Annotated in this window: 18 protein-coding genes and 1 other RNA gene; 13 read left to right on the forward strand and 6 right to left on the reverse strand. The window is 40.3% G+C overall.

Annotated elements, in window-relative coordinates; translation table 11 throughout:
* The first annotated feature begins 133 nt into the window (after positions 1 to 133).
* From NR125_RS14240 to NR125_RS14250, 3 genes are all read left to right on the forward strand, one after another.
* Positions 134 to 850, forward strand: a complete 717-nt coding sequence (locus tag NR125_RS14240) for a DUF4047 domain-containing protein (protein WP_019383143.1) — start codon at positions 134 to 136, stop codon at positions 848 to 850.
* Positions 822 to 1,358, forward strand: a complete 537-nt coding sequence (sipW, locus tag NR125_RS14245) for a signal peptidase I SipW (RefSeq protein WP_009334341.1) — start codon at positions 822 to 824, stop codon at positions 1,356 to 1,358. Before NR125_RS14240 ends, sipW begins: the two co-directional genes overlap by 29 nt.
* 76 nt (positions 1,359 to 1,434) lie before the next feature.
* Positions 1,435 to 2,034 (forward strand): TasA family protein, encoded by a 600-nt coding sequence (locus NR125_RS14250; RefSeq protein ID WP_019383142.1) that lies wholly within the window; start codon positions 1,435 to 1,437, stop codon positions 2,032 to 2,034.
* 43 nt (positions 2,035 to 2,077) lie between these two features.
* Here NR125_RS14250 and NR125_RS14255 read toward each other — a convergent pair whose 3' ends face one another.
* Positions 2,078 to 3,337: a helix-turn-helix domain-containing protein gene (locus NR125_RS14255; protein WP_009334344.1), complete on the reverse strand. Its 1,260-nt coding sequence runs from the start codon at positions 3,335 to 3,337 to the stop codon at positions 2,078 to 2,080.
* A gap of 244 nt (positions 3,338 to 3,581) precedes the next feature.
* Positions 3,582 to 4,826, reverse strand: coding sequence for a helix-turn-helix domain-containing protein (locus NR125_RS14260; protein ID WP_256815524.1), 1,245 nt, complete (start codon positions 4,824 to 4,826; stop codon positions 3,582 to 3,584).
* 386 nt (positions 4,827 to 5,212) lie between these two features.
* On the opposite strand from NR125_RS14260, the gene NR125_RS14265 reads away from it, so the two are divergent.
* Positions 5,213 to 8,728 (forward strand): S8 family serine peptidase, encoded by a 3,516-nt coding sequence (locus tag NR125_RS14265; protein WP_256815525.1) that lies wholly within the window; start codon positions 5,213 to 5,215, stop codon positions 8,726 to 8,728.
* A gap of 61 nt (positions 8,729 to 8,789) precedes the next feature.
* On the opposite strand, the gene NR125_RS14270 is transcribed toward NR125_RS14265, so the two are convergent.
* Positions 8,790 to 9,992 carry an MFS transporter gene (locus NR125_RS14270; protein WP_256815526.1) on the reverse strand — a complete coding sequence of 401 codons (1,203 nt, stop codon included), beginning with the start codon at positions 9,990 to 9,992 and terminating at the stop codon, positions 8,790 to 8,792.
* Between the two features lies 1 nt (position 9,993).
* A complete protein-coding gene (locus NR125_RS14275) occupies positions 9,994 to 10,389 on the reverse strand; it encodes a MarR family winged helix-turn-helix transcriptional regulator (protein ID WP_083390446.1) in 396 nt (131 codons plus the stop codon).
* 391 nt (positions 10,390 to 10,780) lie between these two features.
* On the opposite strand from NR125_RS14275, the gene NR125_RS14280 reads away from it, so the two are divergent.
* From NR125_RS14280 to NR125_RS14295, 4 genes are all read left to right on the forward strand, one after another.
* Entirely contained in the window at positions 10,781 to 11,500 is a 720-nt protein-coding gene (locus tag NR125_RS14280) for a GTP pyrophosphokinase (protein ID WP_071156140.1), read from the forward strand.
* Between the two features lie 14 nt (positions 11,501 to 11,514).
* Entirely contained in the window at positions 11,515 to 11,940 is a 426-nt protein-coding gene (locus tag NR125_RS14285; protein ID WP_071156109.1) for a DUF5392 family protein, read from the forward strand.
* 13 nt (positions 11,941 to 11,953) lie between these two features.
* Positions 11,954 to 12,562 (forward strand): TetR/AcrR family transcriptional regulator, encoded by a 609-nt coding sequence (locus NR125_RS14290; RefSeq protein WP_071156107.1) that lies wholly within the window; start codon positions 11,954 to 11,956, stop codon positions 12,560 to 12,562.
* A gap of 106 nt (positions 12,563 to 12,668) precedes the next feature.
* Positions 12,669 to 13,937: an L-lactate MFS transporter gene (locus NR125_RS14295; RefSeq protein WP_009334354.1), complete on the forward strand. Its 1,269-nt coding sequence runs from the start codon at positions 12,669 to 12,671 to the stop codon at positions 13,935 to 13,937.
* 420 nt (positions 13,938 to 14,357) lie between these two features.
* On the opposite strand, the gene NR125_RS14300 is transcribed toward NR125_RS14295, so the two are convergent.
* On the reverse strand, positions 14,358 to 14,774 hold the full coding sequence (locus NR125_RS14300; protein ID WP_009334355.1) for a hypothetical protein: 417 nt from the start codon (positions 14,772 to 14,774) through the stop codon (positions 14,358 to 14,360).
* Positions 14,775 to 14,915: 141 nt separating this feature from the next.
* On the opposite strand from NR125_RS14300, the gene ssrS reads away from it, so the two are divergent.
* The 5 genes from ssrS to NR125_RS14325 all read left to right on the forward strand — a co-directional run bounded on the left by ssrS (position 14,916) and on the right by NR125_RS14325 (position 18,315).
* Positions 14,916 to 15,112: non-coding RNA, 6S RNA (ssrS, locus tag NR125_RS14305), on the forward strand.
* A gap of 105 nt (positions 15,113 to 15,217) precedes the next feature.
* A complete protein-coding gene (locus NR125_RS14310) occupies positions 15,218 to 15,358 on the forward strand; it encodes a hypothetical protein (RefSeq protein WP_019383132.1) in 141 nt (46 codons plus the stop codon).
* A gap of 104 nt (positions 15,359 to 15,462) precedes the next feature.
* A complete protein-coding gene (locus tag NR125_RS14315) occupies positions 15,463 to 16,440 on the forward strand; it encodes a ring-cleaving dioxygenase (RefSeq protein WP_009334356.1) in 978 nt (325 codons plus the stop codon).
* A 107-nt stretch (positions 16,441 to 16,547) separates the two neighbouring features.
* Entirely contained in the window at positions 16,548 to 17,786 is a 1,239-nt protein-coding gene (locus tag NR125_RS14320; protein ID WP_009334357.1) for an MFS transporter, read from the forward strand.
* A gap of 49 nt (positions 17,787 to 17,835) precedes the next feature.
* Entirely contained in the window at positions 17,836 to 18,315 is a 480-nt protein-coding gene (locus NR125_RS14325; protein WP_019383131.1) for an SRPBCC family protein, read from the forward strand.
* A gap of 178 nt (positions 18,316 to 18,493) precedes the next feature.
* Here the strand turns inward: NR125_RS14325 and NR125_RS14330 are convergent, their stop codons facing one another.
* Positions 18,494 to 19,369 carry an AraC family transcriptional regulator gene (locus tag NR125_RS14330; protein ID WP_256815528.1) on the reverse strand — a complete coding sequence of 292 codons (876 nt, stop codon included), beginning with the start codon at positions 19,367 to 19,369 and terminating at the stop codon, positions 18,494 to 18,496.
* Positions 19,370 to 19,682: the final 313 nt, after the last annotated feature.

Here is a 19,682-nt window from a genome sequence, read left to right on the forward strand (position 1 = left end):
CTGTCTTTTATGAATTCGGAAATCAAAATAGCCTGTATTTTGCCTTGGAATACCGCAAAATAACCCAATTTACTTTGCACATGACCTCTCGTATGCTTGTTCCACAGACACCTTTTCGGGAGGAGAGCGGGGGATGAAGAAGGGATTGAATAAACTCATTTTGCCGTGTCTTTGCTGCCTGAGTTTTTATACAGGCACTCAGCTTGTCGGGAAAACAGAAGCTGCCTTTACAAGCCAGGCAGAGGCAAAGCCTATTATAATTTCCACTGCTTTTGTTTTCCCATCATATATTCACGGGCTTGAAGAGGAAGCCAGGATAAACAGTGAACAAATACTAAAAGAACACGCCGGTTTAGAAACATTTGTGAAGAACGGGCTGTTAAATGAGACCGCAGATCCGTCCTCCGAATTTTTGAGAAAAAAAGAACAGATAACAGCCAGCTTGAAGAAACTTCATAGAATAAGAGCTGAACTGGAAAAACTGTTTCTAAAAGCAGAAAAAAAGGAAGGATATGAGTTTGTAAGTAAGGGTTTCATTAAAGTAGACAAACTCCTTCTGCGAATAAATGATTCTCTTAACCTTCAGGAGCTGGAACAGCTTTTTTATCAAAAATTGCAGGAGCAAAAGAAGAAGCAGCAGCAGGGAGAGGACATTAAGACAAACGAATTGGAAACGGATGATCAATTAGAAATGCCTATCAGGAAACAGGAAAATCAGGTGATTGAACACAAAGAGCCAGCTGAGGAACAAGCGAATCCTGCGGAAGAACAGACTGACAGCAAGGACAATAAACAGAAGGATGAAGAGGAGGAAATAGCCAATGAAGAGAGCCTTGAAAATACTGAGTAAATGTATCAGTGCAGCAGGATTGATGCTCCTGTGTCTGCTTGCTGTTTGGGTGATATCCTCAAAAGCATCCGGAGGAGAACCGTCCCTTAAAGGTTATCAGGCAAAAGCTGTTTTATCGGGATCCATGGAACCGACTTTCATGACAGGGTCCATCATTGTAGTGAAACAGCCGGACAGAAATTTAAAAAAGGAAGATATTATTACATTTAAATCAGGAGATAAATTAATTACCCATAGAATTGTCGAAGTAAAGAAAACGAAAGCCGGGGTTTTATATCAAACAAAAGGCGACAACAATGACGCTCCGGATATGGAATATGTCCAGCCTAAAAATATAGCCGGTAAATATGTAGGTTTTACCATCCCATATGCAGGCTATGCGGCTGAGTTTGCAGCATCCAAAGAAGGTTCCGCACTCCTGCTGTTTATCCCGGGACTGCTCCTGCTGCTATCTGCTGCGAGGACAATTTTTCTGGCTCTTAAAGAATACGAAACTAAAAACGCTTAATACTCCGGTTATGCCTCTTATTTGCCACAGGTAATAAGAGTTAAATAAATTTATAAGATCCAAAGGAGGAAGAAACATGGGATTTGCAAAAAAGGTAAGTAAAGGACTTTTGACAGCTGCTTTAGGTTTTTCATTAATGGGTGGGGGTACATACGCTTACTTCAGCGATACGGAGATTACGAATAACACGTTTGCAGCAGGTACCCTGGATTTGGCGGTAAACCCTGAAACAATCGTCAATATTGGCGATTTAAAACCAGGTGATGAAGTTTCACGTGAATTTACCATCACAAATAGCGGCACTCTTGATATTTCCAAGATCTTGCTGCATACAAACTACCAGGTAGAAGATGCAAAATTAAATGGAGCTGCAAATGCAGATGATTTCGGGAAGCATATAAAAGTGACCATCCTATATAATCAGGCCAACGCAACCGTACAGGTTGCAGAGACGACTTTGTATGAACTGCAATCACAAACTCCAGATTTAACAGCCATTGATAACTTTGTAGGCGGGGGAACAGTGCCGGATGGCCTGGCCCCTGGGGAAACCGATAAAATTATTGTGCTGTTCGAATTTGTCGATAACGGAGGGGATCAAAACGAATTCCAGGGAGATGCGCTGCAGGTGGAATGGAAATTCAATGCACAACAGGCTGAAGGAACAGTAAAATAGAAATGGACGGAAAATCCCTTGAAAGAATATTCAAGGGATTTTTTTACACATTAATTAATTCATTGCCTTCAAGCAGCCGGTTCAGATGAATGGCTTTTTCATGATGACCTGTCTCGATGTAATATTCATAAAGCTTTTTGCCATACCTGCGCATAAGAATTATATGCTTAATTTTAACAAATTCAGGGAAAGCCTTTTCTTCCAAATACTTAAAATATTTCTCGCGCTGATGATAAAGCTGATACTTAGAAAGTTTAAATAACGACAAGTATAAAGTGCTTTTAAGCTCCTTTGAAACCTGAATCCCTTCGCATGCTTTTTTAAGGAGAGCTGTTTTGCCGGATAATTTGCCTTCTACACAGGAATTAAGGTAAGAGTATAATCGCTGAAGATAAATGATTGTATTCCTGTCAGCTAAACGCAAAGCCTGTTTATAGCAATCCTTTGCCTTAGCATATTGTTCCCTGTTAAAATACTCAAATCCTAAATTATTGTATAGGAGCCCTTTATAGTCATGATATCCAATTCGTTCACAGTCCCAGATTAAATGATGATAACGTTCTGCCAGTTTATCCATGTCGGTTAAAATATCACTGCTGATCTGCAGGAGGATAATGGATTCAGCTTTTATCGCCATCGTATAGTTATTCGTGTTTTTGAAGTGCTGCAAAGATTTTTCTGCAAACATGTAAGCCATGATTTTTGAGTCAATATAATGATAGGCAATTGCCAAGTGATAAAAGTATTCTTCATTGCCATATTCATTTATATCGATATTTTTTAAGACCTGAAGTGCCTTTTGCTGATTCGTGCAATCAGGTTTTATTGCTTGATTAATATAATACATCCCTTGAACATGGTAAAATAAATTTCTCTCAAAAAGGGAGAGGTGATGAAACTCATGGCTAATTTGCTTAATAATCCGGGATACATCCTCTAACTCCTGATGCAGCAAATGGTATCTTGCCTTTAAAAGCAGATAGTGGGCTGCATATTTAGAAGACTGAATAAAAGGTGTACTTTCCAGTTCATTTTTTATTTCCTCAGCCCTGGCTAATCTATACATAATGATGGCTTTATGCCATTCCTGCAGGCGCTTATCCAAATCCCGAAAATATTCAACTTCCTTTTGAATGTCAATATTTAGAACCGCAGAGAAAAGTGAAATAATTTCCGGTGAATAGGCTGTTTTCCCTCTTTCGATTTTGCTTACATGGGTAGGAGTACAAATCCCTTCTCCTAACATAGCTTGTGTAAGACCAGACTTTTCCCGGTAGAATTTAATAATTTCCCCCTCCAGCATGTGATCCTCTCCTTATCTATTAATAATAGGTGAATTATGCCAGGCAGCTGTTCTTAAATACTTAATTATCTTTTATCTAATATTTTCCTTTTTGGGGGAATTTTTAGGGGCATAAGACATAGCGCCTTTTGGGGAGACGAACCATGGATTAGTCCAAAAGGCGGACTGGGAGAGAGCGGAAAAAAAAGTACAAACAGAAAAGTCTTCTATGGGATTATAGAAGACTTTCCTCACTCAATTATATTTAATGAACGTGGGGTTCAAAGTATTTGGCTGCAAGCGCGCTTGCTTTTTCATGCTGTGACGACGTCCTATAATAATGAAACAGTTCTTTTTCATAGAGAGAGATTAATGTGCTATTCCCTAATTCATGAAGGTGGGGAAGGAATGTATTTTCTAAAAAGAGATAGTAATCATTTATGTCTTTATCTTCTAAAAGGATATCGAGCATATAAAAAACATATTGATAGGTTTTATTTTGAAATTGTTCAGCCAGTCTGTGGCCATCGTCCAGCAAGAATCTGAGATTTTGTTTCTTATAATGATCCAGATTAAGGCAGCTATGAACATACCCTCTAATAGCGCTTAATTTTAAAGGTGGGTTTGGATTAACCTCGGATTGTTCCAATAGCTTTTTGTAAACCTCGCTCGCTTCTGAATAAAAGCCTTTTGCAAAGTATTCAACGGCAAGATTATGCCAAAGGTTCATTTCCCTGGCTTCTTCTTTATGAGCCCGGCAGGATTTGATTAATGTATGATACTGCTTAACGGTTTCTTCAAATTGGCAAAGGTCGTATGTACCCATTTGTATCAGTAAAACGGTTTCTGTATCAAGAATTCTTTTAAAATTATTGGTTTCCCGAAAATAGGATAGTGCAAGAGTACCATAGTGATAGGCTTTTACCCTATCATTCATCAAATGAGAAGAGGTTGCGAGGTGAAAATAATATTCATGGTTATTATATTCTTTAGGGTTAATATTCTTTAAATGGGCAATGGCTTCTTTGCAATTATGTAAGTTTAGAAAATAAATGCTCCATGTATGCTCGAGAAGATTCCGTTCAAAACGGTCAAGGGTGACCCAGGCTTTTTGGCAGCTGTCTAAAAGCGATTTGCCTTTTTCCTGCTCTCCTTGCATCAGGTGATAACGAGCCAAAATGATTGAATGAAAATATTTTGTTTCCGAAAAATGCAGGTAAGGATTTTGGGCTAATTCCTCTTTAATTAATTCTATATCTTCTTTTTGCTGTTTAACCATGGCCTCCAGCCACTCATGAAGTTTTGTCTCCAGCATATTAAACTTTTGAAGCTCTTTAATAAGATCTATATTCAGCCGTTTACAGATCAAATTAGTAACTTCTGACGAATATTGTGAATGGCCCCGCTCTATTTTACTGATATGAGTCACAGAACAAATCCCTTCGCCCAGCTGCGTTTGGGTCAATCCAGCACGTTCCCGGTAATATTTTATAATTAAACCTTCCTTCAAAACAGCATCCCCCCTGTGTTTGTGGCTATTATCGTAGCATACCTTATCGGCTAGAAACAGATAGCCAGGAAATGTCAGATGTCTGTTTTTCCCAAGGGTTAGTGGAATATTATTCCTAAGAGGTATTTTAAGATTTCAATTTGGGGTAATTAAGAAAGCCTTTTTTACCAGAAGGTGAGAAGGTTAATAGAAAATAGATACAGAAATGCGCCTTTTATACTGTTTAAATAGAAAGAGATTCTTCGATCTGGATATAAAGTTCTGAAATTAAACGGATCCCTCTTTTTAGATTCCCCCAATTTACTTCTCTCAGACCCGGCACTACAATAAATTTTAAGAAAAGTTAAAAAATATTGAATTTTTCCAGGGGAAAGGGCGGGAGAGAAATGAAATTGAAAAAAGGGGTACCCTATAAAGTGCTGGCTTCTGCATTGGCAGCAGCAATGCTTTTCGGGGGAACAGTCTCAGCACAAGGAGCTCAAGAAGATCAGATCCAGGCTCCAAGTGTCGAAGACATTGTTAAGCAGGGACAGAAAATATTTTTGGACCACCAATATCAGACCAAAGCAAATGCAGTGGACAAGCTGGGATATAAGGATCTGAATGAAAAAGGGTTAACGAAGCCATATAAGCCAAATGAAATTTTACGTATAATTGTTGAGGTCGAACAGCCAGCAGGTACTGAAAAAACGAAACAAAGCAAAAAAAGTAAAATGAAGGCAAAACAAGACGAGGTTATTTCTAAGCTTACAAAGAAAAAATCTATCAAGAAAGTGAAGCATCGCTTTTTTGAAGGGTTTAATGGTTTCAGTCTGGAAACTGAGTTTCGTAATTTAAAAGAAATTCAGGAGCTTCCTGGTGTCACGAACGTGCATATTGCGAGAACATTTCAGCCATCCATGAGTGCCAGCAAGGAGCTAGTGCAGGCGCAAAAAGTCTGGGAGCAGCATGGCTATGAAGGAGAAGGGCTGCTTGTTGCTGTAGTTGACTCCGGATTGGACTATACGCACCAGGATATGACATTGACGGATGAAGGGAAAGACAAGCAGAAATGGTCTGAGGGAGAAATCAACGCAAAACTCGCTGAAACGGGTATTAATGACATCTGGTATAGTGACAAAGTGCCCACAGGCTATGACTGGGCCGATGAAGATACGGATGTCATTCCCCGCGGACAATATGGAAGTCCGCATGGCATGCACGTTGCAGGTACTGTAGGTGCCAATGGCGATGAAGAAAATGATGGGGTTAAGGGGATTGCTCCTGGTGTACAGTTATTAGCTGAAAAAGTATTTTCTGATAATGGCGGAGGAGCTTATGAAGATGATATTATTGCTGGAATTGAACACGCTGTGGCAATGGGGGCTGACGTCATTAACATGAGCCTTGGATCAGATGCCGGCTTTGTTGGAGAAGAAAATGATCCGATCCAAAAGTCAATCCGGGAAGCAACTGAACGGGGCACTCTCGTGGTAGCAGCTGGAGGCAACTCATCTTACAGCACAAAAAATAATATTATGGAGGCCTCTGCCAAGCCGTATGCAGAAAATCCGGATATCGGAACAGCAGGAGAACCTTCTGTCAGCCCATTTGCGCTATCAGTAGCATCCTATGAAAATACTAAATTGCATATGAATGCACTTAGTGATGAAAACGGATTGCAGCTTCCATACCAGGATCAGACCCATGTAAACTTCAAGCTTTCAAAAGTTCTATCATCTGGAGAAAGCTATGAAATGGTATATGTAGGGGAAGGGAAGACGGCTGATTTTGCCGGGAAAGATGTTGCCGGCAAGATAGTCGTAGCAAAACCAAATCAAAAATATGGTTTATATTCATATGTACAATCTGAAGCCAGAAAAAATGGTGCCAAGGCGGTTATCCTTGTACCGCCTCATGACGAAGCTGATTATCCTTTCTTGTATTTTAGCCCCTACCTAACTCCTGCAGCAACAACCAGCAAGGAGGTTGGGAACGCCTTAATTTCGCAGCTGTCCAAGGGACAAACAGTGAAGATGAAGATGAGCAAAGGTGTTTGGGTGGATAATGCTGAAAAAGATAACATGTCAGACTTTTCATCTTTTGGAACGCCGCACACACTTGACTTCAAACCTGAACTATCAGCACCTGGCGGTGGGATTTATTCCACTGTTCCCGGCAATGAATATGAAATAATGAGCGGTACGTCCATGGCAGCACCTCATGTCGCAGGCGGATCAGCTCTGCTGCTTCAGGCTTTATATGAAAAAGGATTGCCGCAATCCAAAGAAACGGCATTAAAAGCGAAAATCGCCTTAATGAATACGTCAAAAATCATTCAGGATCCGCGGGCAAACAACCAGGTCCCTTACTCACCACGCATACAGGGATCCGGTTTGATGCAAATACAAAATGCGATCAAAACACCTGTACTTGTCACAAATAAAAATGCTCCTTTGGAACAGGCAGGGGCGGTTGCTCTAAAAGAAATGACCGGAAACAAAACACAATTCAAACTGAATGTGGAAGCATTTCAGGATGCAGGCGTGAAAGATTTGGAATATAAAGTGTTCGTTGATGTTTTAACAGACGAAACTGAAACAAAAGAGTTCGACTTGGATAATGACGGTAAATTGGATACCAAAGAATATTTAACGATGACCAGCAAGCGGATTTCAGGTGCTTCTGCCATCGTAAATGGTGAAAAAGTGACCGGCAAAGAAGGAAAATCGCTTAAAATTAAGCCAGGACAAAATAAGAGTTTGGATGTACAGATTCAATTGCCGGATAAAGTAAAAAAGGGCACATTTATCGAAGGATATGTCCGCCTTGTGCCAACAGGTAAAAACAGTGATGCCGCTGTGCCGCTGACAATTCCATATATGGGCTACTTTGGTCAATGGGACAAGCCGCAAAACCTCGACCCTGCTGCTTGGGAGAAAGATGCTTTCTTAGGATATACAGTCTTATGGAACGATGAAGGGGCACAGTTCCCGATGGGATATGATCCGAATACCGGAACATTTAATATGGATCGTATTGTCATTTCTCCCAATGCTATTTTGCCGGGTGTTTTCCCATCCTTTACAGCTCTCCGCAACTTACAAAAAACCGAAATGTTCGTTGAGAATGATAAAGGTGAAATGATCAATTATTTAGGCGACTTCAGTGAATATACCGGCAAGCCATGGAAGTTCCGAAAAAATATTATGGCATTCGGGGATTATTTAATTAACGGATATTTATGGGATGTTAAGAATCAAGATGGGCAATTCGTTGAAGATGGAACCTATCAGTATGTAATCAAAACAACACTTGATTACAAGGATGCCAAACCTCAGGAAGTAAGGCTACCGGTTCAAGTAGACTCAGTCGCGCCATTAGTCTCGGATATTCAGGTACAGCAAAAGGAAGGCCAATATGAGATTTCCTTTAAGTCAGAAGATAACGAAGGGGGAAGCGGCTATAATGGCGCAATCATCTGGTATAACGGGAAGTATATGCCGCTCGAACCTGGAAAAACTTCAGCCCTTGTAAAAGAGGAACCGAAGAGCGTTGTCGTATTAGGTATCGACCATGCATTTAACCAGAGCTATGCTGTATGGGGGGATCCTTCCTATATTAATGAAGGAATGCTGGTAAGCTACTTCAGTGTTTATCCTAATAAAAATGTGAATGCAAACACGCCTGCCGGCATCAATGCATTTGCAAACAACCGCGTAAACTGGACAGTGAACATTAAAGATGAAGCAGGAAAAACCGTTGACACAATCAATGTGGAAAACGAACATGAAATTCACTTGAAGTGGACTCCAGATGCAGATCTTCCGAATGGGACTTATACCATTAGTGCGGATGTATCAAGTAAGCAGGGCTTTACAGTGACTACGAGTCCTAAAACAGTTACAGTATTTCAGAACTAAACGATCAAGAGCCATGGACGGTAAAGGTCCATGGCTCTTGATATTTTGCAATGACTTAGATTCAAGCTGAAACAGATGTATTCATTTTTTTTAAGGCTGCAGCTTCCTTCTTCCCATGAAGGAAATAATACAAAATGGCTGATAATAAAACAAAGATTGCCATCATTCCATAGAGCTTGCCATAGCCTGTAATTGGAATAATGAATCCCAGCAAATAGGGACCGAATCCCAAGCCTGCATCTAGAAAGATAAAGAATGTTGACGTCGCCAATCCCATCCGATGAGCGGGTGTCAGCTTGACGGCCACTGCCTGGGTGCAGGACTGCATGTTGCCAAAGCCAAGCCCAACTAGCGCTCCAGCCAAAAGTAAGGTAAAACTGCTGTTTGCTGTGCTAAGCACAAACATGCCTGCCGCAAATAAGATAAAAGCTGGGTACATAACATAATTTGCTCCTTTAAGATCCATCAGACGCCCGGTAAATGGGCGTGAAACCAGGACAGCGGCCGAGTAGATGAGAAAGAAAAAGCTCGCAGCCTTGACTAAATCGACTTCTATCGCATAAAAATTGATAAAAGAGAGGACTCCGGAATAACCGAATGCGATTGCCAGTGTGATGAACGCAATCGGGACTGCTTTTGGCTCGATAAAACTGGAAATTTGGAAGCCCTGCTTTTTCACACCTGAGGCTTCTATTGAAGGAACGTATAAAAAGAAGGATGTAATCAAAGCAATGATGCCAATGGCCAAACAGAAGACAAAAATCATTTGGAAAGAAACTTTTTGCATCATCAATAAGCCAATAAATGGCCCAACAGCTGTCGCCAGCGTTGTGCTCATGCTGAAGTAGCCAATTCCTTCCCCTTTGCGTGCTGCCGGAATAATTTGTGCAGCGATAGTCCCGGTCGCCGTACTTGCCACACCTAAAGCAATGCCGTGTATAAACCTGGTAACCAGCAGGAAAGCAATTCCAATGTTCACGAAATATAAAAGAGTCGTCAGTGTAAAAAAGATCAATCCGATAAAAAGTGTTTTCTTACGCCCTATGTTATCAATGGCTCGCCCGATATAAAGCCTGCCAATGAGCGTTCCAATAATAAAGATGCCCGTCACAAGCCCTGCCTGGCTAGTTGTGGCACTATAGTAATCCACTGCAAAGACAGCAATGGTCACCATCAGCAAATAGAAAATCAATGTTAAGAAAAAATTAACAGATGACACGATAATAAAATCCTTTGTCCAAAGCTTCGGTCTAGGCTGATTCAATTTATAACTCTCCCTGCATTAAATTATTGCGGATTTCGCTCATCAGACGAATCCCTTCGAGCTGTTCCTCCTCTGAAATTCCTCTTAGAATTTCCCGTTCAAATTCATCAATAGCTGCGCGGACTTCCTGATAAACCTTCCTGCCAGTATCAGTCAGCTGCATTCTTTTTTCCCGTTTGTCTTTAGTCGGAACAGGTTCTAAATAGCCCATCTCCTCCAATTTTGCAATCGTCCTTGTCACTGTTGGTTTTTCAACGCCAAGGTAATGTGAAAGCTCCACCAATGTAACTGAAGCATCATTATTCAAGTAATACATGATGGACCATTGAGCCCGGTATAAATGATGCTTGCTTAACGCATGGTTCAGCCTATTCTCAAATGGGCGATACAATAGCACAAGCTGGTGAAAAAACTTCTGAAATGTTTCGATCTGAAAAACCTCCCAATTTAGTTACTTTGAGTAATAGTTATCGAGAGTAACTAATTATTTATTATACAGCTTTAATCGTTAACATGTAAATAGGCAAGATCTTTGTTTCTAAAACAGCTATCCATAATCAAAAGAAGGCAAATTTGTGACATCGTGTCATATTCAGTTGACGTGTGACACGATGTCATATACAATTCAATTGTAAGGATGACACAGTGTCACATTGAGGTGAAAGCATTGTCCAAAATTCAATTGCTTATTTCAAAATTGCAGAAACAGGGAGTAAATGCGGCAATCTGCAAAAAGCCGTCCAGTTTTAAGCCACCAAAAAATAAGGCTAAAATTCAAAGGAGTCCCTATGGTCACAAATACGCCTGAACAAATTACATTAAAGGAGCTTAGGACAGATTTAGTGCGTTTTATGATGTCCCACAAGTTCGCATTGGAAGAAATAAATACGAAAATAAATATTCTGAAAGAAGAATTTCAGTATGTGCATGACTATAATCCGATCGAGCACGTAAAATCACGAATTAAATCTCCAGATAGTATATCTAAAAAGCTGCAAAGAAAAAAATTGGAGATTTCCTTAGAATCCATTAAGCAAAATATTAGGGATATTGCGGGCGTCCGCATTACATGTTCCTTTATATCAGACATTTATAAAATCAAAGCCATGCTTGAAGGCCAGAAAGATATAACTGTGCTCGAATGCAAGGATTATATTCAGCATCCAAAGCCAAATGGCTACCAGAGCCTTCATCTGATTGTCCAGATCCCCATTTTTATGTCTGACAGGGAAGAACTGGTTCCTGTAGAGATTCAAATCCGGACGATTGCCATGGACTTCTGGGCAAGTCTCGAGCACAAGATTTACTACAAGTACAATAAAGAAATTCCGCAAAGAATAGTGAATGAACTGAAAGAGGCAGCTGACACGGCTTCACGCCTCGATCGGAAAATGGAAAACATCCATGAGGAAGTGATTGGCCTGAAACAGCTTGAAGATGATGAAGCCATGATTTTCCCGCCTGAAAGCCTGCAATTTCTGCTGGCCAATAAAGGGATTAAAACTTAAAGGAGACGAAATAGATGCAAGTGTGGACAGATATGCCGAATTTCGTAAAAAGAGAACTGGAGCAGCTAGAAGAAAAAATATCTCCCATTATGAAAAAAGCATCCAGATATATTTTTTGGTCAACACCCTTGATTATTCTGTCATTAATCAATCTCATGACCTTGTTTTTCACCGTTCAGGATGAGAAAACTTCGCCGTTAACCATTCTGATTTACGCCATCATTGGTGCGCTCGGTTTCGCGCTTTCTAAAGAAGGGAAACATCAGCAGCTGGAAATTCAAAAGCTGAGCTCACAGTATATTAAAGAACGGATTACTAAGAGCCAATGGGCTTCTGACCCTATTAAAACGAGATATCAAGCATTGATCAATGAGAATCCCAGAAAGGCAGTCCCTTATTTTATCCAATTCTTAAAGGAGGAAAAAAGAGACTGGCAGTAAGGAGGAACCGGAATTGCCCAAAATAACTTTTTTCAATTTGGCTGAAGACAAACGAGAAAACTTAGTCCATGCGGCCAAAAAGGAATTTGCCCGCGTCCCGCTTTATCAGGCATCCATATCCAATATCATAAAAGATGCCAAAATCCCCCGCGGCAGCTTTTATCAGTATTTTGATGACAAAGAAGATGCGTTTTTCTACTTATTGAATAGCCATGTTTCTGCTTATAAGCTACACTTTCTTGAAATGCTGCGCAAAAATAATGGCGATATTTTTGATGCGATGATCGACTTTTATACAACCATCATTACAGAGGAAAAAGAAAATCTGCAGTTTCTGAGGAACTTATTTCTTAATATGACGCATCGAATCGAAAATGTTATGGCAAGAAGCTTCGGTGAAAATGACCTGAATGAGGATTTCAAGAAAATCAGCAATCTGATTAATAAGGAGCGGCTGAATATACAGGACGAGCATGAAATTTTTCATATGATGCAGATCATTTCCTCTGTCACATTCCACAATATCGTGAAAAAATTTGCGGGAGAACTGCCATTCGAGGAAGCTGTAAATAATTACAGAACAGAAATCTATTTATTAAAAAAAGGGTTTGTCTCAGGATGATTTTCGGAAAGCCTGTCTCTAAAAGGATTAGAGGCAGGCTTTTTTGGGAAGGTAAAAAATAGCATGGAGCTTATAAATAAAACAATATTCAGGAAAGGGGTTATTTATGGCGAACAAGAATAGATGGCTGATTGCCCTTTCAGCTGTCGCCATTCATTTATCAATTGGTTCGGTGTATGCGTACAGTGTTTATCAAAACCCATTGAAAGAAACGCTTGGCTGGGAAAAAACCGACGTCTCACTGGCATTTACCATTGCGATTTTTATCCTTGGGATTGCGGCAGCTTTTTTTGGCCGGTTTGTGGAAAAGCGGGGACCAAGAGTTTCAGCCATGATTGCCGCAGTCTTCTTTGGAATTGGGATTATTGGGTCCGGATTCGCCATACAATTGGAGAACTATGTCCTATTCCTCATTTTCTTCGGTGTCATTGGGGGACTGGGCCTCGGCTTCGGCTATATTGCACCTGTCTCCACATTGGTTAAGTGGTTTCCTGACAGAAGGGGACTTGCCACAGGAATGGCAGTTATGGGCTTTGGTGCAGGGGCCCTGATCACAAGCCCCATTGCAAGCAGATTAATGATTGCAACTTCGATTCCGACAACCTTCTATGTCCTGGGAATCAGTTATTTTATTCTAATGATTTTGGGAGCGCTTTATATTGTAAAACCGCCTGAAGGATGGGCACCTGAAGGAATGGAGGAGAACAGGGAAGAGCGGCCGGTAAAGGCAGATCTGGCACAGCTGACTGCCAATGAAGCGATTAAGACGAAGCGTTTCTGGCTTCTATGGATTATGATGTTCATCAATATTTCTGCAGGCATCATGATTCTCTCAGTTGCCGCACCAATGGCCCAGGAAATCACTGGGGCAAGCGCGATCACGGCTGCAGGCATCGTCGGCATAATGGGCCTCTTTAATGGAGGGGGAAGAATTGGCTGGGCATCTGCATCGGATTACCTTGGAAGAGGAAATACATATATGACCTTCTTCCTGATACAGGTTGCTGCATTCTTCATTCTTCCATTCATCACAAACTCTTTTATCTTCTCTGTATTCCTTTATATCATTGTTTCATGCTATGGAGGCGGGTTTGCATCCCTTCCGGCCTTTATTGGAGACCTGTTTGGAACCAAACAGCTTGGCGCGATTCATGGTTATCTGCTTACCTCGTGGTCCATCGCGGGAGTAGTCGGCCCAATGCTCGTATCCAGCATATATGAAAATACGCAAAGCTATACGATTACTTTCTATGTGTTTGGCACCATGCTTGCCATCGGCTTCATCGTCTCACTGCTGATGAAGCGGGACATCAAGAAAATCAGAACTGCAAAGATGCAAAAAAGAGCAAGCGGGCAGCTGTCACTAAATAATTGAAGGAGTAGCACCGATTTCCTTTCATAAAGGAAAAGGTAAAGTATCTGCGTCTATTCTGAAGCCTATTCTTGAGATGTATTAAAAAGGTAATTGCTAATAATGGTGGATGGATTGCAAATTGGCTGGACTTGCCAAGGGGACGGCTTAAGATCCCCTGCTTGTTGCAGAGCAAAAAAAGCAGTTGTTATAGAAGGGCCTATGACTTCCTAATAAGGAGAGCAAGAGAAAATGGTCGCCATGGAAGGCCCATGAAGCCGAAAAATGAGAAGTAGTGGGGAAAACGGTCGCCATGGAGCGCTCATGAAGCCCAAAAATGAGAGGTAGCGGAGAAAACGATCGCCATGGAGCGCTCATGAAGCCGAAAATTGAGAGGAAGCAGAGAAAATGGTCGCCGTGATGGTCTCATGGCAGACCTGCTCTCTACTTTTTAATCAGGAGCTCTTTTAATGTTTGAGACTTTTCTTTCCCTAAGGTTCCTAAAGCATTCTTGTCTCTGTCAAAAATCACTGCAGATCCTTCTTCTTTGTTGAACCATATTAAATACTCAGTTAAACTTTCTGGCATATTTTTATCGTATGTAAAGAATAAAGTGGCTATAGCATCTTCATTTTCATCCATTTGGGGCTTTATGTTTTCCTCCCATTCAATTTCCCCAATTATATCTCTTATGGTTTTAATCTTTTCTTTTTCTGTTATTATGATTTCTTCATCACTGTTTCCACTTGTAAAATCAACTCTAGTCAGCTGGCTCAGGTCAAGCTCATTTGGGACATCCTTTGAACATCCGATAAGAAGAAAGATGGCAATTGCGGATACCAGGCTATGGAGTTTTTTCATATAGAATCCCCCGATCGTTTCATTAGTGTAAAATATTCAACAAACAACTTTAAACCCCTGTTAAAGAACTCAAATTATTGTTTATAACAAATGAATGAGCATGCCCATTGAAAAATCCGCCAGAATCCGTTAATATATTAATACAAGCTGCATTGTTCGTAATCATAATAAAGTTTTAACCTTTAAGCTGTAATAGGGAGTTTTACATTGAAACGGGAATGACAGGCCTCCGTCTATACGACAAGGAGGACAGGCAGGAATGTTTCTGCGAACACCCACTTTGAGGAGTGGTGGTTTAAAACTTTCTTATCATTATTTACGGCAATGGCGGCTGTACATACGTAAACTGAATCAGTTCCCAAGGGGAGCTGGTTTTTTTGTGTTTAGAAATCAAAATTCTGGTTAAACCAAGATAAACGACATATTTAACAGGAGATGTAAAAATGAAAGAAATTACGGAAAAGAGATTTTGCGAAGTCTGCGGAAAAGAAACTGTCCACATCGCCAGGGAAGATGCACTGGAAATTGAATACATCTGTAAGGAATGCCATCATGAGGAAGACATCATAAAATCCTTTTTTTAAAGCCCCGGTGATATTGACACCATCAGTAAGCCGTGATAAAGTAAAATTATCTCGAATTAAAGATATTTTATTTTAAGATAAATAACAACGGGGAGGAAGTTCACTTGAATCATTTAAAAGGTATTCACCATGTTACAGCCATTACAAGCAGTGCGGAAAAAAATTATGAGTTTTTCACTTATACATTAGGAATGCGTTTAGTAAAGAAGACCGTAAATCAGGATGACATTCAAACGTATCATTTATTTTTTGCGGATGATACAGGAAGTCCGGGAACGGATATGACATTTTTTGATTTTCCTGGTATTCCACAGGGATCTCACGGAACGGATGAAATATCGAAAACTTCATTCCGGGTTCCGACAGATGAAGCACTCAATTATTGGGTAAAGCGGTTTGACCGCTTAGAGGTTCCACATTCAGGCATCAAAGAGCAGTTCGGCAAAAAAACCCTGTCATTCACGGATTTTGATGATCAGAAATACCAATTGATCTCGGATGAGGACAATAAAGGAGTACCATCAGGCACACCTTGGCAGAACGGGCCCGTTCCGCTAGAATATGCGATCACTGGTCTGGGACCGCTTTTTGTAAGAGTAGCTCAATTTGATTACTTTAAGGAAATGATGGAAAAGGTGCTGCATTTTAAGGAAATTGCTCAAGAAGGAGATTTCCATTTATTCGAAGTGGGTGAAGGGGGAAATGGGGCACAGGTGGTAGTGGAATATAACCCGTCTCTTCCCCAGGCGCGCCAGGGCTATGGAACAGTCCATCACGCAGCATTCCGCGTGGAAGATAAGTCTGTTCTCGAGGAATGGGATCAGCATTTGAGAGGCTTTGGCTTCCAGACTTCAGGATTTGTGGATCGCTTCTTCTTCGGTTCTTTATATTCCCGGGTTGCTCCGCAGATTTTATTTGAATTCGCGACGGATGGCCCTGGATTCATGGGTGACGAGCCATATGAAACACTTGGGGAAAAATTGTCCCTGCCGCCATTCCTGGAGCCGAAAAGGGACCAAATCGAAAGCTATGTCCGTCCGATCGATACAGTAAGAAGCACAAAGAATCTTGTAAAAGAATAATTAGGCCAAAGGCACCTGTCGTTCCATTGCTTTAACGCAGTGGAGGACAGTTGCCTTTTTTTAGCGTATAATGGAGGGTATTCTTTAGAAAATAGGAGCAGAGGGCAGTGGAGAAACATAAAAGCAAATACAGGTGGCTTGTCTTTGGAGCGGTTTTATTTACATACTTTTTAATCGTGAGCCAAAGGACAGCTCCCGGTTTAATTACTGATCAATTAATGAAGGAATTCGGCGTGACAGCTGCGGCCATTGGGCTCCTGACGAGCATCCAATTTTTCGCCTATGCCAGCCTGCAGGTTCCCATTGGAATATTATCCGACCGTTTTGGTCCTAATGTGTTTTTAATCTCCGGGACTCTTCTTAACGGAATCGGGACTTTATTATTCAGTTTTGCTGCGAATGAATACATCCTTTTCGCGGCAAGAATGCTAGTCGGAATAGGTGATGCGACAATCTGGATTAACGTTGTCATCATTTTAGGCAGATGGTTTAAGGTAAATGAATTTGTAAAATTGCTTGGTTTTGCGGGCATGTCGGGTAGCTTTGGATTTTTGCTCGCGACTGTGCCATTTTCCATTTGGATTTCCATATGGGGCTGGCGCATTCCGTTTTTGGCAGTGGGCATTATTTTGACCATCCTCTCCTTATTGCTGTATTTCATTTTAATTTTGCAGCCTTCCCGGATGGGCATAGAACCTAAGAAAACAAAAGGTAAAAAGGAGCCAGCAGAGAAAACAGCAAACATATTAAAGAGAATTTTTTCTGACCGTCAGGCATGGGCCACGTTTTTGTGTCACTTTGGCGTGGTTGGTACTTATGTTGGCTTCATCGGTTCATGGGCAGTGCCATATGGAATGGAAATGTATGATTTGACCCGTTCCGAATCCAGCCAGCTAGTCATGATTGGACTGATTGGGGCAATTATTGGTGCTCCGTTAATGAGCTTCATATCAGGACGGATGGGCAGCATCAAACGCCCTTATCTTTTTGCCCACATAATCGTCGTTCTCGGTTGGGCAGTTTTTCTTGTATTCCAGGGCAAACCTCCATATCTGCTCCTGATTGTTCTTTTCCTGATCATGGGTTATGGGAATGGTGCAAGTACACTGACTTTTGCGATTGTCAGAAAATCATTTGACATTAGAGATGTAGGTGTCGTTTCAGGTTTTGCCAACACCGGCGGCTTTCTGAGCGCAGTTTTGCTGCCATTTATTTTCGGAAAAGTTTTGGATACATTTGAAGCAGGATACCAGTATGGATTTATTATTCCGGTCATCTTTTCATTGATTGGATTGATGGGTGCAGGGTTAATAAAGGAAAAAGGACGCCAATTGGTTAAAGGTTAATTTTATGCAGTATTTTGAGGACAAATCATGCAAAAAAGGAGACGAGAGTATGAAAGCTTTATTAAAAAAAGAAACAAATGGCTATACTGCTGTCTTTGAACGAAACCTGAAACATCCCAGGGAAGAAATCTGGGCGATGCTTACTGACAATAATCAGCTGAAAAAATGGTTTCCGGAGCTGCAGGCTGAGGAATTAAAGAATGGTGGAAAATTCAAATTTGATATGGGTGATGGCAGCTTTGAGGAAATGGAAATCCTCGGGTTTGAAAAGCCTGCGATCCTTGAATACACATGGGGTGATGATATTGTCCGCTTTGAGCTTAATGAATTCATGGGCGGGACAGAGCTGATTTTAATTGAAAAAATCAGTGAAATCACAGATCATACACCAAAGGATCTTGCAGGATGGCATGTGTGTCTAAATGTGATTGGACGTCTGCTTGATGGAGTAATAGATGGCAGCCGGAAAGACGAATGGAAAAATTGGTATGAAGAATATAAAGCAGCAACTGAGGCCATAAAGCACTAATACAGAAAAAGGCTGATAAATAATCCAAAGTAGTTCAGATAATGTGTAGCAAATCCGAAAACACAGGGTAAATAACAGTTGAGATAAAAAAAGGGTGGGGTCAACATTAAAGGAAACCCCAACCTTTTTTATTTTTATGTGAGATATTCGAAAAACATTTCTGTAAATAGAATAATCATCAAGGTGTATCGTTAACTTTTTTTTTTACTGCCATCCAAACCTCGCTATATACATTTTCCGATGTACCGTTGTACTTTGTAAATGAAATCCCAGGTAGTTCTGCTGGTTCATAATCTGATGAAGGCAGCCATTCAGAATAAATTTTTGCGGTAGTTTCTTGAAGTGTAGAAGGAAATGGTCCTTGGTTAGGGAAAATGGCCCATAAACTTTCTTCAATAGGAATTTGCTCTAAATGATCGAATGGATTTTCTTTTGTAGTTGCAAATCCTATCATATGTGTTAAATACCCTTTTTCTTCTAAAAAACCATCATCAAAATCATACGATACATTCAACACTTGATGAGGATATAAATCCGCTAATTGATGCATTTGATTTCTTTGTTGTTCGGTAATTGTCTTCGCTAGTTCTATGATAGCATTATTTTCACCTTCGAATTGAATAGGCACCCTTTTCGATACACCAACAATATTAAACATCTCTTTCTTTTCAATCTTGAATTCCATTGAAATTCCTCCTCTTATATCAATAAAGAATGAGAATTTGGGAAATGATTTTTGAATTTTGTTTTTAGTTACTTCTGAAGGCAAGAATCCGCTCCATTCACGAAAGGCTCTTGAAAAACCTTCAATGGATTGATAACCATATTTGCAGGCAATATCTGTTACTTTTGCTCCGTTAATCAGTTCAACATTTGCAACTGATAATCTCCTATTTTTGATGTACTCATTCAATGACATTCCAGCCATATATGAAAACATTCTTTTGAAATGATAATCAGATAGCCCTACAATTTTTGATATTTGCTTTCCGGAAATTTCTTCGGTTAAATGTGTCTCAATATAATCCATCAAATGATTGAATTCTTGTAACATTCATTTCCCCCCCCTTCACAAATATATAATAACGATAAAAATCATAATTCACTCGATATTTTCTATACGGAATATATCGGAACGCATTTCCGTTAAATATAAAGTTACAATCCGGTTTCGTTAGTAAAAGTGCATTTTTTTATATAATTTCATTATTTACATTGCTATTTAAATATATTTCCTTATAAAAGTTGATGTACCAATGAAAAAAGCATATCAATTACAAATTGATATGCTACAGACTGTCGACAAACTCGATGAAAATCGTGCTTGTCTGCAGTCTTTTTTATTTTAAAATAGAAGTAATACAATG

This window comes from Cytobacillus sp. Bac17 (assembly GCF_024519925.1).
GTDB lineage: Bacteria > Bacillota > Bacilli > Bacillales > Cytobacillaceae > Cytobacillus > Cytobacillus pseudoceanisediminis.